This window comes from Amycolatopsis vastitatis (assembly GCF_002234595.1).
GTDB classification, from domain to species: domain Bacteria; phylum Actinomycetota; class Actinomycetes; order Mycobacteriales; family Pseudonocardiaceae; genus Amycolatopsis; species Amycolatopsis vastitatis.
The window spans coordinates 102,794-120,834 of the sequence record NZ_NMUL01000007.1 but is presented as its reverse complement, the minus strand read 5'-3'; the positions used below and the strand labels follow the sequence as shown (position 1 = coordinate 120,834).

The window sequence follows — 18,041 nt, the reverse complement described above, 5'->3', positions numbered from 1 at the left end:
GGCATCACGGTTGATGCCCCTCCGGGGCCAGGCCGGCCACCGGGCCGATCACGATCACCGCGGGCGGGCGGACGCCGGAGGCCGCCGCGTCCGTCGCCACCTTGTCCAATGTGGACCGGAGGGTGCGCTGGGTGCGCATCGTGCCGTCCTCGACGATGGCCACCGGGGTGTCCGCCGGGCGGCCGCCGTCCAGGAGGGCCTTCGCGAACTGCGGGAGCCGCTCCACGCCCATCATCAGCACGATCGTGCCGCGCATCCGGGCCAGCAGGTCCCAGTCGACCAGGGACCGGTCGTCGCCGGGGGCGACGTGGCCGGAGACCACCACCACCTCGTGCGCCACGCCGCGGTGGGTCACCGGGACGTCCGCCACCGCCGGGACCGCGAACGCGCTCGTGATGCCCGGGACCATCGTCACCGGGACGCCCGCTTCGGCGCAGGCCAGTACCTCTTCGAAGCCGCGGCCGAACAGGTAGGGGTCGCCGCCCTTGAGCCGGACGACGAACTTGCCCTCCTTCGCACGCTCGATGAGCGTGCTGTTGATGACGTCCTGGCTGGCCGCGCGGCCGTACGGGATCTTCGCCGCGTCGACGATCTCCACCTCCGGCGCGAGTTCGCCGAGCAGCTCGCGCGGCGCCAGCCGGTCCACCACGACGACGTCCGCGCGCGAGAGCAGCCGCCGTCCGCGGACCGTGATCAGCTCCGGGTCGCCCGGGCCGCCGCCGACCAGCGCCACCCCGGGCAGGCTGCCCTCCGGGTGGGGCTGACGGCCGTCCTCGATCGTGCCGTTGTGCAGGCCGTCGAGGACCGAGTCGCGCACCGCGGCCGAGCGCAGCGGCTCGCCGCCGGAAAGCACGCCGAACAGCAGGCCACCGTGCCGCCCGGACGCCGGGGTCACCGCGCTGCCCGACTCGCCTTCGTCGGCGCGGACGCAGAACACCCGCTCGCGTTCGGCCTCGGCGCAGACGGCCGCGTTCACTTCGGGATCGTTCGTGCAGGCCAGGGCGTACCAGGCGTCCTTGAGATCGCCGGAAGCGTAGGCGCGTTCGTGCCAGACCAGTTCGCCCGCGTCCACCATCCCCTGCACCGACGGCGTGGTGTGCGGCGACACCAGTTCGACGCGGGCTCCCGCGCTGATCAGCCGGGGCAGCCTGCGTTGCGCGACCGTGCCGCCGCCGATCATCACGACGCGGCGGCCGGTGAGCTGGAGGCCGGAGAGGTAGTGCGGGTCGTCCATGGCCGGGAGTTTATTGGCGGTTCATCCTCGCGCCAGCCCAGCGTGGGTCACGCCACCCGGAAGACCGGGCCGCGGGCCACGAACGGCAGCCGCGCACCCCGCGGCACGAGGTACGCGTGCTCGCGGCGCGGCCGGACGTGGTCGCAGCAGGCGTCGGTGATGATCAGGATCGGCCCGTCGGCCGGGAAGTCGGATGCGCGCTGCAGCAGGTCCACGCCCGGCTGCAGGATCGTGCCACCGCGGCCGCGGACCTTCACCCGGCCCGCGATGTCCTCCACCGCGAGGTACCCGGCGTCGTAGGCGACGGCGTCGCAGAACACCACGCGCGCCGCGGGGACGTCCCGGGCCAGCGCGTACGACGCGATCGCGCCCAGCGCCTTGCCCAGCAGTTCCGCGTTCATCGACCCCGACGTGTCCAGCACCACGCCGAAAGTGACGCGCCGATCGAGGCGTTCCGGGCGGACGCGGCCCGGGCGCGGGATGTCCGGTGTCGCCGACTGGCGGCGCGACGCCCGCGCGTAGCTGCGCACCGGCAGCTCCACCCGGACGTGCTCGTCGAACCAGCGCGCGAGCTGCGCGTCCCACGGCAGCGGCGGGTGATCCAGGGCCCGGATCTCCTGCTCCAGCCCGGCCGGCAGCAGCCCGCGGCCCTGGGCGTGGTGGTACTCGAGCCCTTGGGTGAGCGCCCGGCGGTAGAACTCGTCGAGGTCGACACCGCCGGTCCGGTCGCCTTCGCGCCACGGGAGCGGCCGAGAGCTCCGCTTCGACGACCGGCGCCGCGCCGCGTCCGGTTCGGACAGCCAGTCGCCCAGGACGTCGCCGGCCTCGCGCGAGCCCAGCGTCAGCAGCTTGCGTGCCCGGCGGAGGTCGGTCGTCAGCGTGTCGTACACCGACTCCGCGGACATCCCGGTCAGCTGCTGGTCGTGCAGGACGCCGTGGGGCAGCTCGCCGACGCCCATGGCGACCAGCCAGCCGTTGATCACGTAGTCGCAGGCGACGTTCCACAGGTACGGGTCGCGGCCCAGCGCGCGGCGGTCGTGCCGCAACGCGGCGTGCAACATTTCGTGCGCCAGGACGAACCGCCATTCCTCGGCGGTCAGGTCAGCGGCCGGGTTGACGTAGATCTCGCCGTGCTCGGCGTCGACCGCCGCGAGGGAGATGTCCCAGGCGCGGACGACCTCGGCGTCGACGACCAGGGTGAACCCCGCGGCGACCGCGCCGAGCAGCGGGAACGACGAGACGAACCAGGACAGCGCGCGGTCCCACTCCCCCATCGCCCGCCGGTGCCGGGTCTGCCCGCGCGCGTCGGCGGCGCGTTCCATGGCGTCGGTGGCCGAGGCGATCAGCCCACGGGCGAACCGCTCGGTCCACGGCTCCGGCGTCCCGTGGTACTGCAGCTGCCAGCGAGACATCGGCTCGGCGAGCCGCAGGCACGGCCCCGGCTCGCCGGTGAACGGCGCGGGGACGCCCGTCTCGCGCCACACGCGGGTCAGCGCGATCTCGTCGGTCCCGGGCAGCTCGGGCAGGTCGACGACGGGGGTCCCGACGCGCACCGCCTCCGCGAACCGGTGGACGGCGACGCAGCAGGCGGCCGCGTAGACCGGCTCGACGTCGCGGCCGGGCGTGATCGCCTCGGCGTCGGTGAGCAGTTCGTCGTCGAGGTGGCCGAGGCCCAGGTGCAGCAGGAGGTGGGCGAACACCCAGGCCCATTCCGCGGGCTCGGCGTCGCGGGCGCGGTTCGGGGTGACCAGGCCGCGATCGTCGACGACGGCCCAGCCGCCGGTGCTTTCGGGATTCAGGCGGGCGCCACGGGCGAGGTGGTCCAGCACCGTGTGCGAGCGCGCCCGGACCCAGCCGTCGGTGATCGCCTTGTTCCGCCGCTCGCGGCGCTTCGCTTCGACGCGGGCGTTGCTCATGCGCGCGCCGCCACCAGCCGTGGGAGATCACGGGCCGCCTCGACCAGGAACCACGACGGCAGCCGCGGGTGGCCTGCTTCGTCGTCGGCGATGACCAGCTGCGCCATCTCCAGGGAGATTTCGGCCAGCTCGACGAGCAGGCCCTTCGCGCGGAAAGCGAACTGGCGCACGGCCGCCGACGCGTGCCGCTTGTCCGCGGGCAGGTCCTTGACCAGCCGCGCACGGAAGGTCTCGGCGAGGAAGTAGAGCAGGTCCCGGTCGCCCGGCTCGGCCGGCCAGCGCGCGTCGCCTTTGAGGATGGCCTCGAGGTCGAAGGCGTGCCGGGCGACCTTGAGGTACGCGCGGAACGCGCCCGCGTGTGCCGGGGTGAGGGTGGCGTACGCGAGCAGCGCGACCGTCTCGTCGTCGGCCGGGTCGCCGGCGGAGTGGAGCAGGTCCGAGAGCATGTGCCAGGACCGTGGCGTCGAAAACGGCTCCTCGGTCTTCGGCGGCGGGCTCCACAGGTGGTCCGGGCGCTGGGTGAGGTACTCGACGACCCACGGGTGGATGCCGTTCCCGGCGGCCCAGGCGAGCCAGTCGCCCGGCGCGGCTCGCAGGTGGACGTGCACCAGGCGGTTCACCAGCGCCGACGCCATCGGCCGGGCGAGGGCCTGGTCGGTGGCGCGGTTGCCGGCGCCGATCACGACCGAGCCCGGCGGCAGCTCGTAGGAGCCGATGCGGCGGTCGAGGATGAGCGAGTAGAACGCCTTCTGGACGTCGGGCGCCGCGGCGTTCAGCTCGTCGAGGAACAGGCAGTACGGCTCGTCGCGCGCGATCTGTTCCGGCGGGCAGAACCGGCTGCGGCCGTCGACGATCTGCGGGACGCCGATCAGGTCTTCGGGCGCGAGCTGGGTGCCCAGCAGGGAAACGCAGTCGAGTCCGAGCGACGCCGCGAAGTCGCGCACCAGAGAGGACTTCCCGATGCCTGGCGCACCCCAGAGGAACACCGGCCGCACGACCGCGGTGGTGAGCAGGACTTCGGGCAGCCGGGCGGGCGTGACCGTGAGCTGGGCGTGCAAGCGTGGACCTCCGGTGTCAGGACATCCCTTGCGACGCCCCCTTTCGAGGGCCCATGGTCGCGCACCGCCCGGTGCGCGCGCACTTGAATATCTACTGTCAGCTCGCGCGGCCCGCGGACGGGTACGGCAGCAGCGCCATCTCCCGCGCGTTCTTGATCGCCGTGGCGACCTGTTTCTGTTGCTGCGGCGTCAATCCCGTCACGCGGCGGGCGCGGATCTTGCCGCGGTCGGAGACGAACTTCCGCAGCAGATCGACGTCCTTCCAGTCGACGTGGGTGATCTTGTTGGCGTGCAAGAGGTTCACCTTGCGCTTGCCGGGGCGGTCGCGGTTCGGCTTCGGCATCCGGCTCACCAGCTCGACTTCGCGACGCCGGGCAGCTCACCGCGGTGCGCGGCCTGCCGCATCTTCACCCGCGACAGGCCGAACTTCCGCAGGTAGCCGCGCGGACGTCCGTCCGAGACGTCCCGGTTGCGGATCCGCGTCGGGCTCGCGTCCCGCGGCAGCTTCTGCAGCGCGACCACCGCGTTCGCCTTCTCCTCCGGCGACGACGCCGGGGAGGCGATGACGGCCTTGAGCGCGCGACGGCGTTCGACGAACCGCGCGGCGACCACCTTCCGCTGCTCGTTCTTCGCGATCTTGGACTTCTTGGCCATCAGCGCTCTTCCTTGAACTCGACGTGCTTGCGCGCGACCGGGTCGTACTTGCGCAGGACCATGCGGTCCGGGTCGTTGCGGCGGTTCTTCTTCGTGACGTACGTGTAGCCGGTGCCCGCGGTGGACCGCAGCTTGATGATCGGCCGGACGTCGGTGCTCTTCGCCATTACAGCTTCACCCCCTTCGCTTTCAGTTCGGCGACGACGGCCTCGATGCCGCGCTTGTCGATCGTCTTCATGCCCTTGGCGGAGACGCGCAGCCGCACCCAGCGACCTTCACTGGGCACGAAGTAGCGACGGTTCTGCAGGTTCGGCTCCCACCGCCGGGACGTGCGGCGGTGCGAGTGCGAAACCTGCTTGCCGTAGCCCGGCTTGCGGCCGGTGACCTGGCACACGGCGGACACGTACCCTCCCGAATTGATAGTGGTTATCATTGTCATCTACTCTACGCACCGTACCCCGCCCGCATTCCTGGAGCCCCTGTGACCCCCGAGCAGACCCACCACCCCCGCGTCCCGCTCCTCCTCGTGAGCGGCCTCGCCGCGGGCCCGAACGCCGAACTGGCGGAGCTGCTGCGCGCCGCCGGGCCGGGCACCGCCGTCGTCCACCACGACCTGCGCGAGATCCACTCCGGCGTGGTCCGCCGCCGCGTGCGGCTCGGCGAGCGCGACGAGCTGACCGTGCTCGAACTGGCCCACGGCTGCGTGTCCTGCACCCTGCGAGAGGACCTGCTCCCATTGCTGCGGCGGCTGGCCCGGCGCCCGGAGGTGACCCGGATCGTCGTCCGGCTCGACGAGGCCATGGAACCGGAGCCGGTGAGCTGGGCGATCCGCAACGTCCTGGTCGGGGACCACCCGGTGCGCGACGACGTCGACCTGCGGGCCGTCCTCACCGTGGTCGACTGCGCGACCTGGCTCGCCGACGCGACCGGCGACGAGGAGCTGGCCGACCGGAACCTGCAGGGCAGCCCCGAGGACGAGCGGACGGTCGCCCAGGTCGCGCTGTCCCAGGTCGAGTTCGCCGACGTCCTGGTGCTGGCCGGCGCGGCCACCGACGCGTGGAGTGCCGCGAAGGCGTCCGCGGTGCTCGACCGGGTGGCGCCGTCGATCCCGCGGGTCGAACTCGCCCGGGTCGACGGCCACAGCGTCCTCGACGCCGTCCCGGCGGACGCCCGCCGCGGCGAGGTCACCGACATGCACGGCGCGCTGCTGCGCGGCGAGCCACCGCTGCACACCGACTGCGGCATCGCGCTGCTCCCCTTCACCGCGCGGCGGCCGTTTCACCCGGAGCGGCTGCACGACGCTCTCGACGTGCTGCTGGACGGCGTCGTCCGCACCCGCGGGCGCGCGTGGGTGGCGAGCCAGCCCGACGTCGCGTTCTGGATCGAGTCGGCGGGCGGCGGGCTGGGCCTGGGCCACGCCGGGCCGTGGCTCGCGTCCCCGGACGGTCCGGAGTGGACGGACGTCTCCCCCGAGCGCCGCACGCTGGCGTCCCTGCGCTGGGACCCGGTGCACGGCGATCGCGCGCAGGAACTGGTCGTCGTCACCGACCAGGCGACCCCCGACGAGGTCGACGCCGCCCTGCGCGGCGCGCTGCTCACCGACGCGGAACTCGCCGAAGGCCCCGAAGCCTGGCTGCGCTACCCCGACCCGTTCGGGGACTGGCACGAGGAACCGTGCGAGGACACCGAAACCGACCCGGCGCGGCACGACGCGACCGCGGCCAACCGAAAGGAAGACCAGTGAAACCCGGGATCCACCCCGACTACCACCCGGTGGTGTTCAAGGACTCGTCGACCGGCGACGCCTTCCTGACCCGCTCCACCATCACCTCCGACCGGACCATCGAGTGGCCGGACGGCCGGACCTACCCGCTGGTCATGGTCGACATCAGCTCGTGGTCGCACCCGTTCTGGACCGGCACCCAGCGGATCATGGACAGCGCCGGCCAGGTCGAGAAGTTCCACCGCCGCTACGGGAAGCGAGGCACCCGCTGATGGCCGTCCCGAAGCGCAAGATGTCGCGCAGCAACACGCGGTCCCGGCGGTCGCAGTGGAAGGCCGCCGTGCCCGACCTGGTGCCGATCAAGGTCGACGGCAAGGTCCAGCTGGTCCCGCGCCGGCTGATGAAGCACTTCCACGCGCAGTGAGCGTTCCGGTCACCGTCCTGTCCGGCTTCCTCGGCGCGGGCAAGACGACGCTGCTCAACCACATCCTCGCCAACCGGGCGGGCCTGCGGGTCGCGGTGATCGTCAACGACATGAGCGAAGTCAACATCGACGCCGCGCTGGTCCGGTCCCAGGAGCGCCTCGTCGAGCTGACCAACGGGTGCATCTGCTGCACCCTGCGGGAGGACCTGCTCGAAGAGGTGGCCGCCCTGTGCGCGGACGACCGCTTCGACCACGTGCTCATCGAGTCGAGCGGCATCTCCGAGCCGATGCCGGTGGCCGCGACGTTCACGTTCCTGGACGCGGTGGCGCACCTCGACACGATGGTGACCGTGGTGGACGCGGCGAACTTCGCCCGGGAGCTGGCGGCGGGCGACTCGCTGGTGGAGCGGCGGCTGGACCAGTACGACGACGACGAGCGGACGGTCAGCGACCTGCTGGTGGACCAGGTCGAGTTCGCCGACGTCCTGCTGCTGAACAAAACGGACCTGGTCTCTTCCTCCGAAGCGGACCGGCTGGTGGCGACGCTGCGACGGCTCAACCCGGCCGCCGACGTCGTCACGGGCCGCTTCGGGAAGGTGCCGCTGGAGCGGGTCTTCGGAACCGGCCGGTATGACGCCGTCCGGGCGCAGGAGGCACCGGGCTGGGTGGCCGAGCTGAACGGCGACCACATCCCGGAGACCGAGGAGTACGGCATCTCCAGCGTGGTGTTCCGCGCTTCACGGGCGTTCGACCCGGCCCGGCTGTGGGACTTCGTCACCCGGCGGTTGGACTCCGGCGAGTTCGGCACGGTGCTGCGGTCCAAGGGGTTCTTCGCGCTGGCGTCCCGGCCCGGGCTGACCGGGCTGTGGTCGCAGGCGGGCACGGTGGCCCGGTTCGAGCCTCAGGGCGTGGCCGCCGAACCGCGGCAGGAGCTGGTGTTCATCGGCGTCGACCTCGCCGGGGAGGCCCTGCTGGCCGCCTTGCGCGACTGCCTCGGTGACGTCGCGACCGGCCCGGACCCGTTCCCGGAGTGGGCCCCGGTCCACTCCCATTCCGCCTAGGTGGTGGTCGTGAGTGAGTAACAGTGTTCTAACACTGTTACTCACTCACGACCGGCCAGGTCAGTGGTCGTCGTAGTGGTCCTCGTGGACCGCGTGGCGGTGTCCGTCGTGCAGGTAGTCGACGTGCTCCCCGTGGGGCACCGCCACGTGGCCGCAGCCGTCACCGTGGATGTGGTCGTGGCCCGGGTGCGGTACGTGGCCCGCGATCTCGCACTCGTCGAAGTGGCCGTCGTGCGGACGGTGCAGGTGCCCGTCGTGGGCGTACTCGACGTGGTCGCCGTGCGGGACCGCCGCGTGGCCGCAGCCCTCGCGGTGGACGTGGTCGTGGCCGGCGTGCTGCACGTGCGGGCTGGTCATCGGGTACCCCTTCCAGGTGTGTCCATTTCGGACGGTAACACCGGAGCCCGGCCCCGGCCTGGGCGAAAGCTCCCGGCTCACCCGATAGCGGCGCTCGCGTCCGACTTGATCAACCCAGGTTTATCAGTCTAGGTTGACGATCGTGACGGACGAGGAGCTCCTCCAGGCGAGCGCCGACCTGCGCGTCGCCCTCGGCCGGCTGATCCGGCGCCTGCGCCAGGGGTACGTCGCCGGCGAGCTGACCCTGCCCGAACGCTTGGTGCTCTCCCGGCTCGACCGGGAAGGCCCGGCCACTCCGGGTTGCCTGGCCGACCTCGAACGCGTCAAACCGCAGGCCATGGGCGTCACTCTCGCCGGGCTGGTCGAGCGTGGGCTCGTCGGGCGGCGCAAGGACGACTCCGACGGCCGGAAGGTGCTGATGTCGGTCACCCAGGCCGGTGTCAAGCTGCTCACCGACCGGCGGTCGCGGACCACGCGGCTCATGGCGGCCGCGCTGGCCGAGAAGTTCACCGCGGCAGAGCAGCGCGAACTCGTCGCGGCCATCCCGCTGATCGAGCGGCTGGCGGACGAGCTGTGAGCTACAAGTGGGTCGCGCTGTCCAACACCACGCTCGGCGTGCTGATGTCCGCGCTCGACGGCTCGATCGTCATCATCTCGCTGCCGGCGATCTTCCGCGGCATCGGCCTCGACCCCCTCGCCCCGGGCAACATCGGCTACCTGCTGTGGATGATCCTCGGCTACCTGCTGGTCCAGGCCGTGCTGGTGGTGACGCTGGGGCGGCTCGGCGACATGTTCGGCCGGGTCAAGATGTACAACCTCGGCTTCGTCGTCTTCAGCGCCGCGTCGGTGGCCCTGTCCTTCGACCCGTTCCACGCGGGCGGCGGCGCGCTGTGGCTGATCGGCTGGCGGATCGTCCAAGCCGTCGGCGGGTCGATGCTGACGGCGAACTCCGCGGCCATCCTCACCGACGCCTTCCCCGCGCGGCAGCGCGGCATGGCGCTCGGGGTCAACCAGATCACCGCGCTGGCCGGGCAGTTCCTCGGCCTGGTCGTCGGCGGCCTGCTGGCCGAGATCGACTGGCGGGCGGTGTTCTGGGTGAGCGTGCCGTTCGGGCTGCTGGGCACGATCTGGTCGATCCGCAGCCTCCGCGAGGTCGGGACGCCGAAGCGCGCGAAGATCGACTGGGGCGGCAACGTCACCTTCGCCGCGGGCACCGCGCTGCTGCTCGCCGCGATCACCTACGGCATCCAGCCCTACGGCGGCGGCGCGACCGGCTGGGGCAACCCGTGGGTGCTGGGCGGGATCGGCGCCGGCGTGCTGCTGCTCCTGCTCTTCGGCGTCATCGAGACCCGCGTCGCCGCGCCGATGTTCCAGCTGAGCCTGTTCCGGATCCGGGCGTTCGCCGCCGGCAACATCGCCGCGTTGCTGACTTCGGTCGCGCGTGGTGGCATGCAGTTCATGCTCATCATCTGGCTGCAGGGCATCTGGTTGCCCCTGCACGGCTACGACTACGAGCAGACCCCGCTGTGGGCCGGGATCCACATGCTGCCGCTGACCGTCGGGTTCCTCCTCGCCGGGCCGGTGTCCGGCTACCTCTCCGACCGGTTCGGGGCGCGGCTGTTCGCCACCGGCGGGCTGCTCCTGGTCGCGGCGGCGTTCGCCGGTCTGCTGGCGCTGCCGGTGGACTTCCCGTACCCGGCGTTCGCGGCCCTGCTCGTCGCCAGCGGGATCGGCCAGGGCATGTTCGCCGCGCCGAACACGTCGGCGATCATGAGCAGCGTCCCGGCCGGCCAGCGTGGCGTCGCCTCCGGCATGCGGGCGACGTTCCAGAACTCCGGGACGTCGCTGTCGATCGGCGTCTTCTTCTCGCTGATGATCGCCGGGCTGGCCTCGTCGCTGCCGCAGACGCTCACCGGCGGACTGCAGGCCCACGGCGTCCCGGCGCCGGTCGCCGACGGCGTCGCCCAGCTGCCGCCGGTGAGCACGCTGTTCGCGGCGTTCCTCGGCAGCAACCCGGTCGGGCACCTGCTCGGCCCGGACGTCCTTTCCGGACTCTCGCCCGCGGACCGGGCGACGCTCACCGGCGGCGAGTTCTTCCCGCGGCTGGTGTCCGGCCCGTTCCACCACGGCCTGGTGGTCGTGTTCACGGCGGCCGCGCTCATGGCCGTCGTCGCCGCGGTGGCTTCCGCCGCTCGCGGCAGGCGTTACTTCCACACCAACGACCTCATGGAGAGCCGATGACCGACGAAATCGTCGCCGGAACCGTCACCATCAGCGGCCACGGCGGGGACGAGCTCGAGGCCTACCTGGCCAAACCGACCGACGCGACCCCGCGCGGCGGCGTCGTGGTGATCCACCACCTGCCGGGCTACGACGCGGCGACGAAGGAGATGGTGCGCCGCTTCGCCGTCGAGGGCTACAACGCGCTCTGCCCGAACCTGTACACGCGCGAAGCGCCGGGGGCGGACCCGGACGACGCGGCCGCGATGGTCCGCGCGGCCGGCGGCGTCCCGGACGACCGCCTGGTCGGCGACGTCTCCGGCGCGACCGACTACCTGCGCGCCCTGGAAAACGCGAACGGCCGGATCGGCGTGATCGGGCACTGTTCGGGCGGGCGGCACGCGTTCCTCGCGGCCTGCTCCCTGGACCTCGACGCCGCGGTGGACTGCTACGGCGCCTTCGTCGTCAACGACCCGCCCGAGACCATGAAGATGATGAAGCCGCTGCTCGGCCTGGCCCCGCAGCTGTCGTGCCCGCTGCTGGGCATCTTCGGCGCCGACGACCAGTTCCCCGGCCCGGACGAGGTGGCGGTCCTGGCGGCCGAACTGGAGAAGCACGGCAAGGAGCACGAGTTCCACACGTACGCCGACGCCGGCCACGCGTTCTTCGCCGTCGACCGCCCGAGCTACCGCCCCGAAGCCGCGAAGGACGGCTGGGAACGCATCCTCGACTTCTACGCGCGCACACTCACCGCCTGAGAGGACTCGCCATGTGCACCTACCTGACCGAGAAGTTCGCCCTCGAAGGCAGCGGCAAGGGCGCCCGCGGCTGGTTCCGACTGACCGAGGGCACCGTGTACGTCGACCACCCGGTCCACGCGCCGTACGGGCACACGGTCAACATCGACTTCCGCAACCCGGCCCTGGGCGCTTCGGCGCGCGTCGCCCTGGAACTCACCGAAGAAGACGCCCTGGCCTTGGCCGACGCGATCCACGCGGCCGTCAAGTCCGCACCGGCGGGCCTGGCTTCGCGTGACCAGTGAGGTTCAGGGCGTGTAGAGGGCGCCCAGGAACTCCAGCAGCAAGCGCTCCCGCAACGGCGCCGGTGCCGTGGCGAGGAGCGCGTTGATCGGCGCCATGCGGTCAGGGAGGCCCGCATCCGAGCCGAGGCCCGCCGCGGCCAGGAGCCCGGCGAACTGTTCCGAGGTCAGCGTCGCCGGGTCGAGGGCCGCCACGAACTCCGCCACCGCCGGGTCCACGGTCACCGGACCGGCGCCGCGGGCCGCGTCGACCGATGCGGCCAGGTCGGCGAGGAACTCCTTCTCGCTGCCGTGGTTCGCCGCCGTGACCGTCAGGTGCAAGTTCACCGGCGAGGACAGATGAGCGAATTGCGGCTGGACGTACCAGCCGCGCGCCTTCATCTCGTCCGCCACCGTGAACAGGTCGAAGCCGTCGTCGCCGGTGAACGCGACCAGCGTCGACACCGGGTCGCCGAGCACCCGCAGGCCGGGTACTTCCTCGATGCCGGAACGGATTCGGGACACCGCCTCACGCGCGGCGGACGCCAGCTTCAGGTAACCGTCGGAACCCAGGTGGTTCACCACCGCCCACGCCGCCGCCAGCGGGCCGCCCGAGCGCGTGCTCTGGATAGTCGTGTTCAACATCGTGTAGCCGGGCCACGAAGCGCTCGCGAAGTAATGCGTGCGCCGCAGTTCCGCCGAGGCGTGCAGCAGCACTGACGTGCCCTTCGGGCAGTACGCGTACTTGTGCAGGTCCACCGAAATGCTCGTGACGCCGGGGACGCGGAAGTCGAACGGCGGCACGTCCGCACCGAGCCGGGCGAAGTACGGCAGCACCCAGCCGCCGATGCAGGCGTCGACGTGCATCCGGACACCGCGCTCCAGCGCCGCCGCCGCGATCTCCGGCACCGGGTCGAGCACGCCGTGGGCGTACGACGGCGCGCTCGCCACGACCAGCACCGTCGAGTCGTCGATCGCCGCGGCCATCGCCGCCGGGTCGGCGCGGAACGTCACCGGGTCGACCGGGACGTCGATCCGGCGCAGCCCGAACAGGTGCGCCGCCTTGTGGAACGCCGCGTGCGCGGTCGTCGGCAGCACGATCGACGGTGACGGCCGCCCGTCGCGGGCGGCGAGCACCGCCAGCAGGCACGACTCGGTCCCGCCGGACGTCACGGAGCCGACGACGCCCGGGACGTCACCGAGCAACCGGGACGCCGCGAGAACGAGGTCGTTCTCCATCTTCAGCAGGCTCGGGAACGCCGTCGGGTCCAGGCCGTTGGCCGACGACGCCAGCGCGTGCGCCGCCGCGCCCAGGGAGTCCACTTCGGACATTCCGCTGTCGTAGACGTAGGCGAGCGTGCGGCCGCCGTGCGTCGGCAGGTCACCCGCGCGCAGCGCCCGCAGCTCCGCGAGGACGACGTCAGGCGGGTTCATGCCGCGGTTCCAGCACCGAACGCCGCAGCAGCGGCAGGGCCAGGGCGATGAGCACGCCCGGGATGACCGACGCCCCGACGAGGATCGCGAGGATCGCGCTGTGCGGCTGGTTCGCCGTCGCGTCCGTACTGGACACGTACCCGCCGACGGCGAGGATGACCGCCCACAGCCCGCCGCCGAAGGCCAGGCCGAGCGTCTCCCCCGCGGTCCACACCCCCGCGGCGATCCCGGCCCGCGTCTCGCCGGTGCGCTCCTCCTCGGCGGTGATCAGGTCGGGCAGGATGGCCAGCGGGAACACCGAGATCCCGGCGTAGCCGACCCCGCACAGCGCCACGAATACGAACGTCACGACCAGCGGGATTTCGCGCGCGAAGACCAGGCCGAGCAGCCCCACCGCGAACGCCGCGGTGGCCAGGCGGAAGCCGTTGAGCTTGCCGACCTGGTCGCCCAGGCGCGGCCACAGCGGCATCGTGATCAGCGCCGGGCCGACGAAGATGACGAACAGGATCGTCCCGTAACCCTCGCTCCCGAGGATGCGCTGGGCGAAGAACGGGATCGCGGCGAGCACCGTGCCGATGCCGAGCGCCTGGATGAAGTACGTGCCGAGCAGCCAGCGGAACGGCCGCCACGCGGCCAGCGTGCGCACCAGCTCCTTCAGGTTCACCGTGTTCGGCCGCAGCGAGCCGACCGGCGCGTCCTTGAGCCCGAAGTACACCAGCAGCGTCGCGGCCAGCACGATCAGCCCGATCACCACGGCCATCACCCGGTAGCCCGCGACCCCGCCGATGCCGGTGCTGATCGCCGGGGCGCCGCCACCGCAGATCAGGATCGTCACGGCCAGCACACCGATGCGGACGCTGGTGAGCTTCGTGCGCTCGGTCGCCGACTCGGTCAGCTCGGCCGGGAGCGCGTTGAACGGCACCTGGAACAGCGCGTACGCGGTGGCGCAGAGAGCGAACATGATCGCCACGTACAGCGCGTCCGGCAGCGGGTTCCCGAACCCGGGGTGGGCGAACATCGCCGCGAACAGGATCGCCACGCCGATGCCGCCGACGAGCAGGAAGCGCCGCCGGCTGCCGGTCTTGAGCAGGTCGGCGTCGGACAGCCGGCCGGCGACCGGGTTGAACAGCACGTCCCAGGCCTTGGGCACGAACACGATCGCGGCGGCCCAGCCCGCGGGCACGGCCATCGTGTCGGTCAGGTACTTCACCAGCACCAGGCCGGGAACCGTGCCGAAGGACCCGGTGACGAACGAGCCGAGCGAATAGCGGAACCTCGTCCGGCCGGACAGCGTCGCCATGGTCCTCCTCGAAGGCGTACCGGGTGCCCGCATGAGTATTCGATCTCGGTGGCGACCCGGTAGTGGTCGAGGGGAATCGTGCCATCGTCGTGACCTGGCGCACGGAGCGACCCGCCGGTCAGCCGAAGGCGCGGGCGATCTTCTCCAGCGCCGCGGCGTCACCCCGCACGAGCAGCTGCGTGACGACCGTTTCCTCCCACGCCTGCAGCTCGTCGCGGATCTTCTCCGGCGGCCCGATCAGCGAGGTGTCCTCGACCAGCGACGTCGGGATCGCGGCCGTGGCCTCGTCCTTGCGGCCGGCCAGGTACAGCTCCTGCACCTTGTCGGCCACGTCCTCGTAGCCGAGCCGGGCGAAGACGTCGTGGTGGAAATTGACGCTCTTCGCGCCCATCCCGCCGATGTACAACGCGAGCGACGGCTTCATCCAGCTCGCCGCCTCCTCGACGTCGTCGTGCACGATCACCGGGACCGAGCACGGCACCTCGAACGTCTCCAGGGTGTGCCGCGCGCCCGGCCGGGCGAAACCCTCTTCCAGCGCGGCCTTGTAGAAGCCGTTGCTCTTGGGCGAGAAGAACATCGGCAGCCAGCCGTCGCCGATCTCCGCGGCCAGCGCGACGTTCTTCGGGCCCTCCGCGGCCAGGTGGATCGGGATCTCCTTGCGCAGCGGGTGCACCGTCGGCTTCAGCGGCTTGCCGAGCCCGGTCCCGCCCTTGAGCGGCAGCTGGAAGAACTCGCCGTCCAGGGTCACCGGCGCTTCGCGCGCGATCACCTGCCGCACGATGTCGACGTACTCCCGTGTCCTGGCGAGCGGCTTCGGGTACGGCTGCCCGTACCAGCCTTCGACGACCTGCGGGCCCGACGCGCCGAGCCCGAGCACCATCCGGCCGCCCGACAGGTGGTCCAGGGTCAGCGCGTGCATCGCGGTCGCGGTCGGCGTGCGCGCGGCCATCTGGACGATGTTCGTGCCCAGCCGGATCCGGCTGGTCGAAGCGCCGTACCAGGCCAGCGTCGTGAACGCGTCCGAGCCGTACGCCTCCGCCGTCCACACCGAGTCGAAGCCGAGCTCCTCGGCCTTGAGGACGGCCTCCAGCGCGCCCGGGGTCGGGCCGCTGCCCCAGTACCCGATGTGGAATCCCAGCTTCACGAAAGCCTCCTAGACGTTCGGCGCGTAGTGCTCGGGCTTGCCCCGCTCGGACAGCGGCGGCAGGTTCCTTCGTGGAGTCTCGACCAACGGCGCGTCCGGAGCCACCTCGCCGCGAGCGCGGCGCCAGCCGGCGCGGGCTCGCGGGTGGTAGCGACGATCGTGCGGGACGAGCTTGAAGACGGCGTCGACGAGCTTGCCGAACCGGCGGTGACGCCGCGCGTCGCGTTCGGACCAGCGGAACCCGAGCAGGTCGCGGACCTCGCGGTCGTAGAGGCCGATCGTCAGCCAGACGAAGTTGCGCGCGACGACCCGCTGGACCGGCCGCCACAGCGCGTCCGGCAGCCAGGGCAGGAACGGCGGCTTGCCGAGCCCGCGGATGTCGAGGACGTCCCGGGTGGCCTTGTTGTCCTCCAGGACCTCGCTGCACATGTGCTTCCAGTAGCGCTGGAAGTCCTCCCAGCTCTCGGGCACCGGCCGCATCGTCATGTCGTACATCCGCCACCACCGGACGTGCTCGTCGAACAGCTGCCGCTTCTCCGCCTCGCCGATGCCGCCCATGAAGTGGTCGGCGATGAGGATCGTGCTGACGAAGAACGTCGCGTGCGCCCAGTAGTAGGTCTCGGGATCGAGCGCGTGGTAGCGGCGGCCTCGCGCGTCGACGCCCTTGATGCGGTCGTGGTAGCCGCGGACCTCCAGGGCGGTCCGGTGCGCGCGCGGGCCGTCGTAGACCACCCCGCCGATCGGGTAGAGCGAGCGGAACAGCCGCTGCCAGCGCTCCTCGAAGAACCGCGAGTGCTGCTCGACGCCGGCGCCGAGGCCCGGGTGCATGTTCTGCATCGACCCGGCCCATAGGCCGATGAGCAGGCCGCGCCAGTCGCCGAAGTACTTCCAGGTCAGCGAGTCGGGACCCAGCGGTTGGGGGGTCATCGGCGCACTCCTCGTCGAGTCCGGAACTGACTACGGCTGTTGTCAGGCTAGGATCTGACAACAGTTGTAGTCAACCGAGGAGCCGCCATGCCGGGCCGCACGTGGGCGGGCACGACACTGGACGACCGGAAGGCGCTCCGGCGCGAGCAGCTCGTGGCCGCGGGCCTGGAGCTGCTGGGCACCGAGGGCTCGGCCGGGACGAGTGTCCGCGCGGTGTGCCGGCACGCGAAGCTGACCGAACGCTACTTCTACGAGAGCTTCGCCGACCGGGAAGAGCTCGTCGCGGCGGTGTACGAGCACGTCGGCGAACAGGCGCGGCAGGCGCTCGTCGACGCCGTCCGGGACGCCCCGACCCCCGTCCTGCGGGCCGAGCACGCCGTGCGCGCGTTCGTAGAGCTGATCGTCGACGACCCCCGCAAGGGCCGGGTCCTGCTGCTCGCCCCGCTGACCGACCCGGCGCTGACCCGCCGCGGCCTGCACCTGCTGCCGGTGTTCGCCGCGCTCGTCGGCGAGCAGCTGTCCCACGGCGACGAGGTCGAACGCCGGATGGTCGCCGTCGGGCTGGTCGGCGCGCTGAGCAACGTCTTCATCGCCTACCTCGACGGTTCGCTGAAGGTTTCGCGCGAGCGGCTCGTCGCGCACTGCGTGAAGCTCGTCCTCGGCGCCGACGACCACTGACCTCACCTCCGACCCGGTGACACTCGCGCGGCGGATGGGGCACACTCAACCCGTGCGTACCACTGGGCGGAACGAGGGGGTGAGCGGCGACGGGCTCGTCGCGGCCCGGCTCGCCGCGCTCCTCGAGGCCTTCCGGCCAGGTGACGAGACCCTCGGCGTCTCCGAACTGGCCCGCCGCACCGGGCTGGCGAAGACGACGGTGCACCGGCTCGTCGGGCACCTCACCGAAACCGGCCTGCTCGAGCGCGAGGACGGCGCGGTAAGGCTCGGGCTGCGCCTGTTCGAAATCGGCCAGCTGGCCTCGCCCCGCCGTGGCCTGGTCGAAGCGGCCCGGCCGTACCTGGCCGACCTCCGTGAAGCGACGCGCAACACCGTCCACCTCGCGATCCTCGAAGGCACCGAAGTGGTGTACCTCGACGTCCTGCGCGGCCCGGACGCGCCGACGCTGCCGTCGCGCATCGGCGGCCGGTTCCCCGCGCACGCCACCGGGGTCGGCAAGGCGATCCTGGCGTTTTCTCCGGAATCCGTGGTGAACCAGGTGATCGACGCCGGATTGCCGCGGGTGAGCGCGCGGACGATCACCGCACCCGGCCTGCTCCGCCGTCAGCTCGCCCGGGTGCGGGAGGACGGGGTCGCTTTGGAGCGCGAGGAATCCGGCGTCGGGGTCGTGTGCGCGGCCAGCCCGCTGCTCGACTCCCGCGGCGTCGCGGTCGCGGCGGTCTCCATTTCCGGCTGGGCCAACCGGATGCGGACCGAACGCGTCGCTCCGGCCGTCCGCACGGTCGCGCTCGCGTTGACCAGGACACTCTCCGGCTCCACCGCGGGCAGCCGGAAATAATCTTGCGGGGCAACGCTTTTCCCCGGGCTAGGCCGTCCGGCTGACGTCCCCGGCC

22 protein-coding genes are annotated in these 18,041 nt (G+C 71.9%); 10 read left to right on the top strand and 12 right to left on the bottom strand.

Features of this window, described 5'->3' with window-relative positions:
• Nucleotides 1-4: 4 nt before the first annotated feature.
• From cobA to rpmB, 7 genes are all read right to left on the bottom strand, one after another.
• Entirely contained in the window at nt 5-1,234 is a 1,230-nt protein-coding gene (gene cobA, locus CF165_RS07680) for a uroporphyrinogen-III C-methyltransferase (protein WP_093946726.1), read from the bottom strand.
• Nucleotides 1,235-1,281: 47 nt separating this feature from the next.
• Nucleotides 1,282-3,150 carry a vWA domain-containing protein gene (locus CF165_RS07675; protein ID WP_093946725.1) on the bottom strand — a complete coding sequence of 623 codons (1,869 nt, stop codon included), beginning with the start codon at nt 3,148-3,150 and terminating at the stop codon, nt 1,282-1,284.
• Nucleotides 3,147-4,208: an ATP-binding protein gene (locus CF165_RS07670; RefSeq protein WP_093946724.1), complete on the bottom strand. Its 1,062-nt coding sequence runs from the start codon at nt 4,206-4,208 to the stop codon at nt 3,147-3,149. The genes CF165_RS07675 and CF165_RS07670 overlap by 4 nt, the downstream gene beginning before the upstream one ends.
• A gap of 97 nt (nt 4,209-4,305) precedes the next feature.
• Nucleotides 4,306-4,560, bottom strand: coding sequence for a 30S ribosomal protein S18 (gene rpsR / locus CF165_RS07665; RefSeq protein WP_093946723.1), 255 nt, complete (start codon nt 4,558-4,560; stop codon nt 4,306-4,308).
• Entirely contained in the window at nt 4,557-4,862 is a 306-nt protein-coding gene (gene rpsN / locus CF165_RS07660) for a 30S ribosomal protein S14 (protein WP_093946722.1), read from the bottom strand. The genes rpsR and rpsN overlap by 4 nt, the downstream gene beginning before the upstream one ends.
• Nucleotides 4,862-5,029, bottom strand: a complete 168-nt coding sequence (gene rpmG / locus CF165_RS07655) for a 50S ribosomal protein L33 (RefSeq protein WP_003091682.1) — start codon at nt 5,027-5,029, stop codon at nt 4,862-4,864. The genes rpsN and rpmG overlap by 1 nt, the downstream gene beginning before the upstream one ends.
• Nucleotides 5,029-5,265: a 50S ribosomal protein L28 gene (rpmB, locus tag CF165_RS07650; RefSeq protein WP_003091680.1), complete on the bottom strand. Its 237-nt coding sequence runs from the start codon at nt 5,263-5,265 to the stop codon at nt 5,029-5,031. The genes rpmG and rpmB overlap by 1 nt, the downstream gene beginning before the upstream one ends.
• Nucleotides 5,266-5,343: 78 nt before the next feature.
• Between rpmB and mrf the strand changes: the two genes are divergently transcribed.
• Genes mrf through CF165_RS07630 form a run of 4 tightly spaced genes read left to right on the top strand, consistent with a single transcriptional unit; the run spans nt 5,344 to nt 8,070 of the window.
• Nucleotides 5,344-6,606: a ribosome hibernation factor-recruiting GTPase MRF gene (gene mrf, locus CF165_RS07645; protein WP_093946721.1), complete on the top strand. Its 1,263-nt coding sequence runs from the start codon at nt 5,344-5,346 to the stop codon at nt 6,604-6,606.
• Entirely contained in the window at nt 6,603-6,857 is a 255-nt protein-coding gene (locus CF165_RS07640) for a type B 50S ribosomal protein L31 (protein WP_093946720.1), read from the top strand. Before mrf ends, CF165_RS07640 begins: the two co-directional genes overlap by 4 nt.
• Complete coding sequence (rpmF, locus tag CF165_RS07635; protein WP_093946719.1) at nt 6,857-7,009, top strand: 50S ribosomal protein L32; 153 nt, start codon at nt 6,857-6,859, stop codon at nt 7,007-7,009. The genes CF165_RS07640 and rpmF overlap by 1 nt, the downstream gene beginning before the upstream one ends.
• On the top strand, nt 7,006-8,070 hold the full coding sequence (locus CF165_RS07630; protein WP_093946718.1) for a GTP-binding protein: 1,065 nt from the start codon (nt 7,006-7,008) through the stop codon (nt 8,068-8,070). The genes rpmF and CF165_RS07630 overlap by 4 nt, the downstream gene beginning before the upstream one ends.
• A gap of 60 nt (nt 8,071-8,130) precedes the next feature.
• Here the strand turns inward: CF165_RS07630 and CF165_RS07625 are convergent, their stop codons facing one another.
• Nucleotides 8,131-8,427: a hypothetical protein gene (locus CF165_RS07625; RefSeq protein ID WP_093946717.1), complete on the bottom strand. Its 297-nt coding sequence runs from the start codon at nt 8,425-8,427 to the stop codon at nt 8,131-8,133.
• Between the two features lie 142 nt (nt 8,428-8,569).
• Between CF165_RS07625 and CF165_RS07620 the strand changes: the two genes are divergently transcribed.
• From CF165_RS07620 to CF165_RS07605, 4 genes are read left to right on the top strand one after another with little or no spacing between them, the layout of a single operon-like run.
• Nucleotides 8,570-9,004, top strand: coding sequence for a MarR family winged helix-turn-helix transcriptional regulator (locus CF165_RS07620; RefSeq protein WP_167441390.1), 435 nt, complete (start codon nt 8,570-8,572; stop codon nt 9,002-9,004).
• Entirely contained in the window at nt 9,001-10,668 is a 1,668-nt protein-coding gene (locus tag CF165_RS07615; RefSeq protein ID WP_093946715.1) for an MFS transporter, read from the top strand. Before CF165_RS07620 ends, CF165_RS07615 begins: the two co-directional genes overlap by 4 nt.
• Complete coding sequence (locus CF165_RS07610; RefSeq protein WP_093946714.1) at nt 10,665-11,405, top strand: dienelactone hydrolase family protein; 741 nt, start codon at nt 10,665-10,667, stop codon at nt 11,403-11,405. Before CF165_RS07615 ends, CF165_RS07610 begins: the two co-directional genes overlap by 4 nt.
• A gap of 11 nt (nt 11,406-11,416) precedes the next feature.
• Nucleotides 11,417-11,689: a DUF6295 family protein gene (locus CF165_RS07605; protein WP_093946713.1), complete on the top strand. Its 273-nt coding sequence runs from the start codon at nt 11,417-11,419 to the stop codon at nt 11,687-11,689.
• 3 nt (nt 11,690-11,692) lie between these two features.
• Here the strand turns inward: CF165_RS07605 and CF165_RS07600 are convergent, their stop codons facing one another.
• The 4 genes from CF165_RS07600 to CF165_RS07585 form a co-directional block, all read right to left on the bottom strand.
• On the bottom strand, nt 11,693-13,099 hold the full coding sequence (locus CF165_RS07600) for a pyridoxal phosphate-dependent decarboxylase family protein (protein ID WP_093946712.1): 1,407 nt from the start codon (nt 13,097-13,099) through the stop codon (nt 11,693-11,695).
• Nucleotides 13,086-14,399 (bottom strand): MFS transporter, encoded by a 1,314-nt coding sequence (locus CF165_RS07595; protein WP_093946711.1) that lies wholly within the window; start codon nt 14,397-14,399, stop codon nt 13,086-13,088. Before CF165_RS07595 ends, CF165_RS07600 begins: the two co-directional genes overlap by 14 nt.
• 118 nt (nt 14,400-14,517) lie before the next feature.
• Complete coding sequence (locus CF165_RS07590; protein WP_093946710.1) at nt 14,518-15,543, bottom strand: LLM class F420-dependent oxidoreductase; 1,026 nt, start codon at nt 15,541-15,543, stop codon at nt 14,518-14,520.
• 9 nt (nt 15,544-15,552) lie between these two features.
• A complete protein-coding gene (locus tag CF165_RS07585; RefSeq protein WP_093946709.1) occupies nt 15,553-16,470 on the bottom strand; it encodes an oxygenase MpaB family protein in 918 nt (305 codons plus the stop codon).
• A gap of 87 nt (nt 16,471-16,557) precedes the next feature.
• Between CF165_RS07585 and CF165_RS07580 the strand changes: the two genes are divergently transcribed.
• Both CF165_RS07580 and CF165_RS07575 read left to right on the top strand, forming a co-directional pair.
• Nucleotides 16,558-17,148 carry a TetR/AcrR family transcriptional regulator gene (locus tag CF165_RS07580; protein WP_093946708.1) on the top strand — a complete coding sequence of 197 codons (591 nt, stop codon included), beginning with the start codon at nt 16,558-16,560 and terminating at the stop codon, nt 17,146-17,148.
• Nucleotides 17,149-17,200: 52 nt separating this feature from the next.
• Entirely contained in the window at nt 17,201-17,986 is a 786-nt protein-coding gene (locus CF165_RS07575) for an IclR family transcriptional regulator (RefSeq protein WP_093946707.1), read from the top strand.
• The last annotated feature ends 55 nt before the right edge of the window (nt 17,987-18,041 follow it).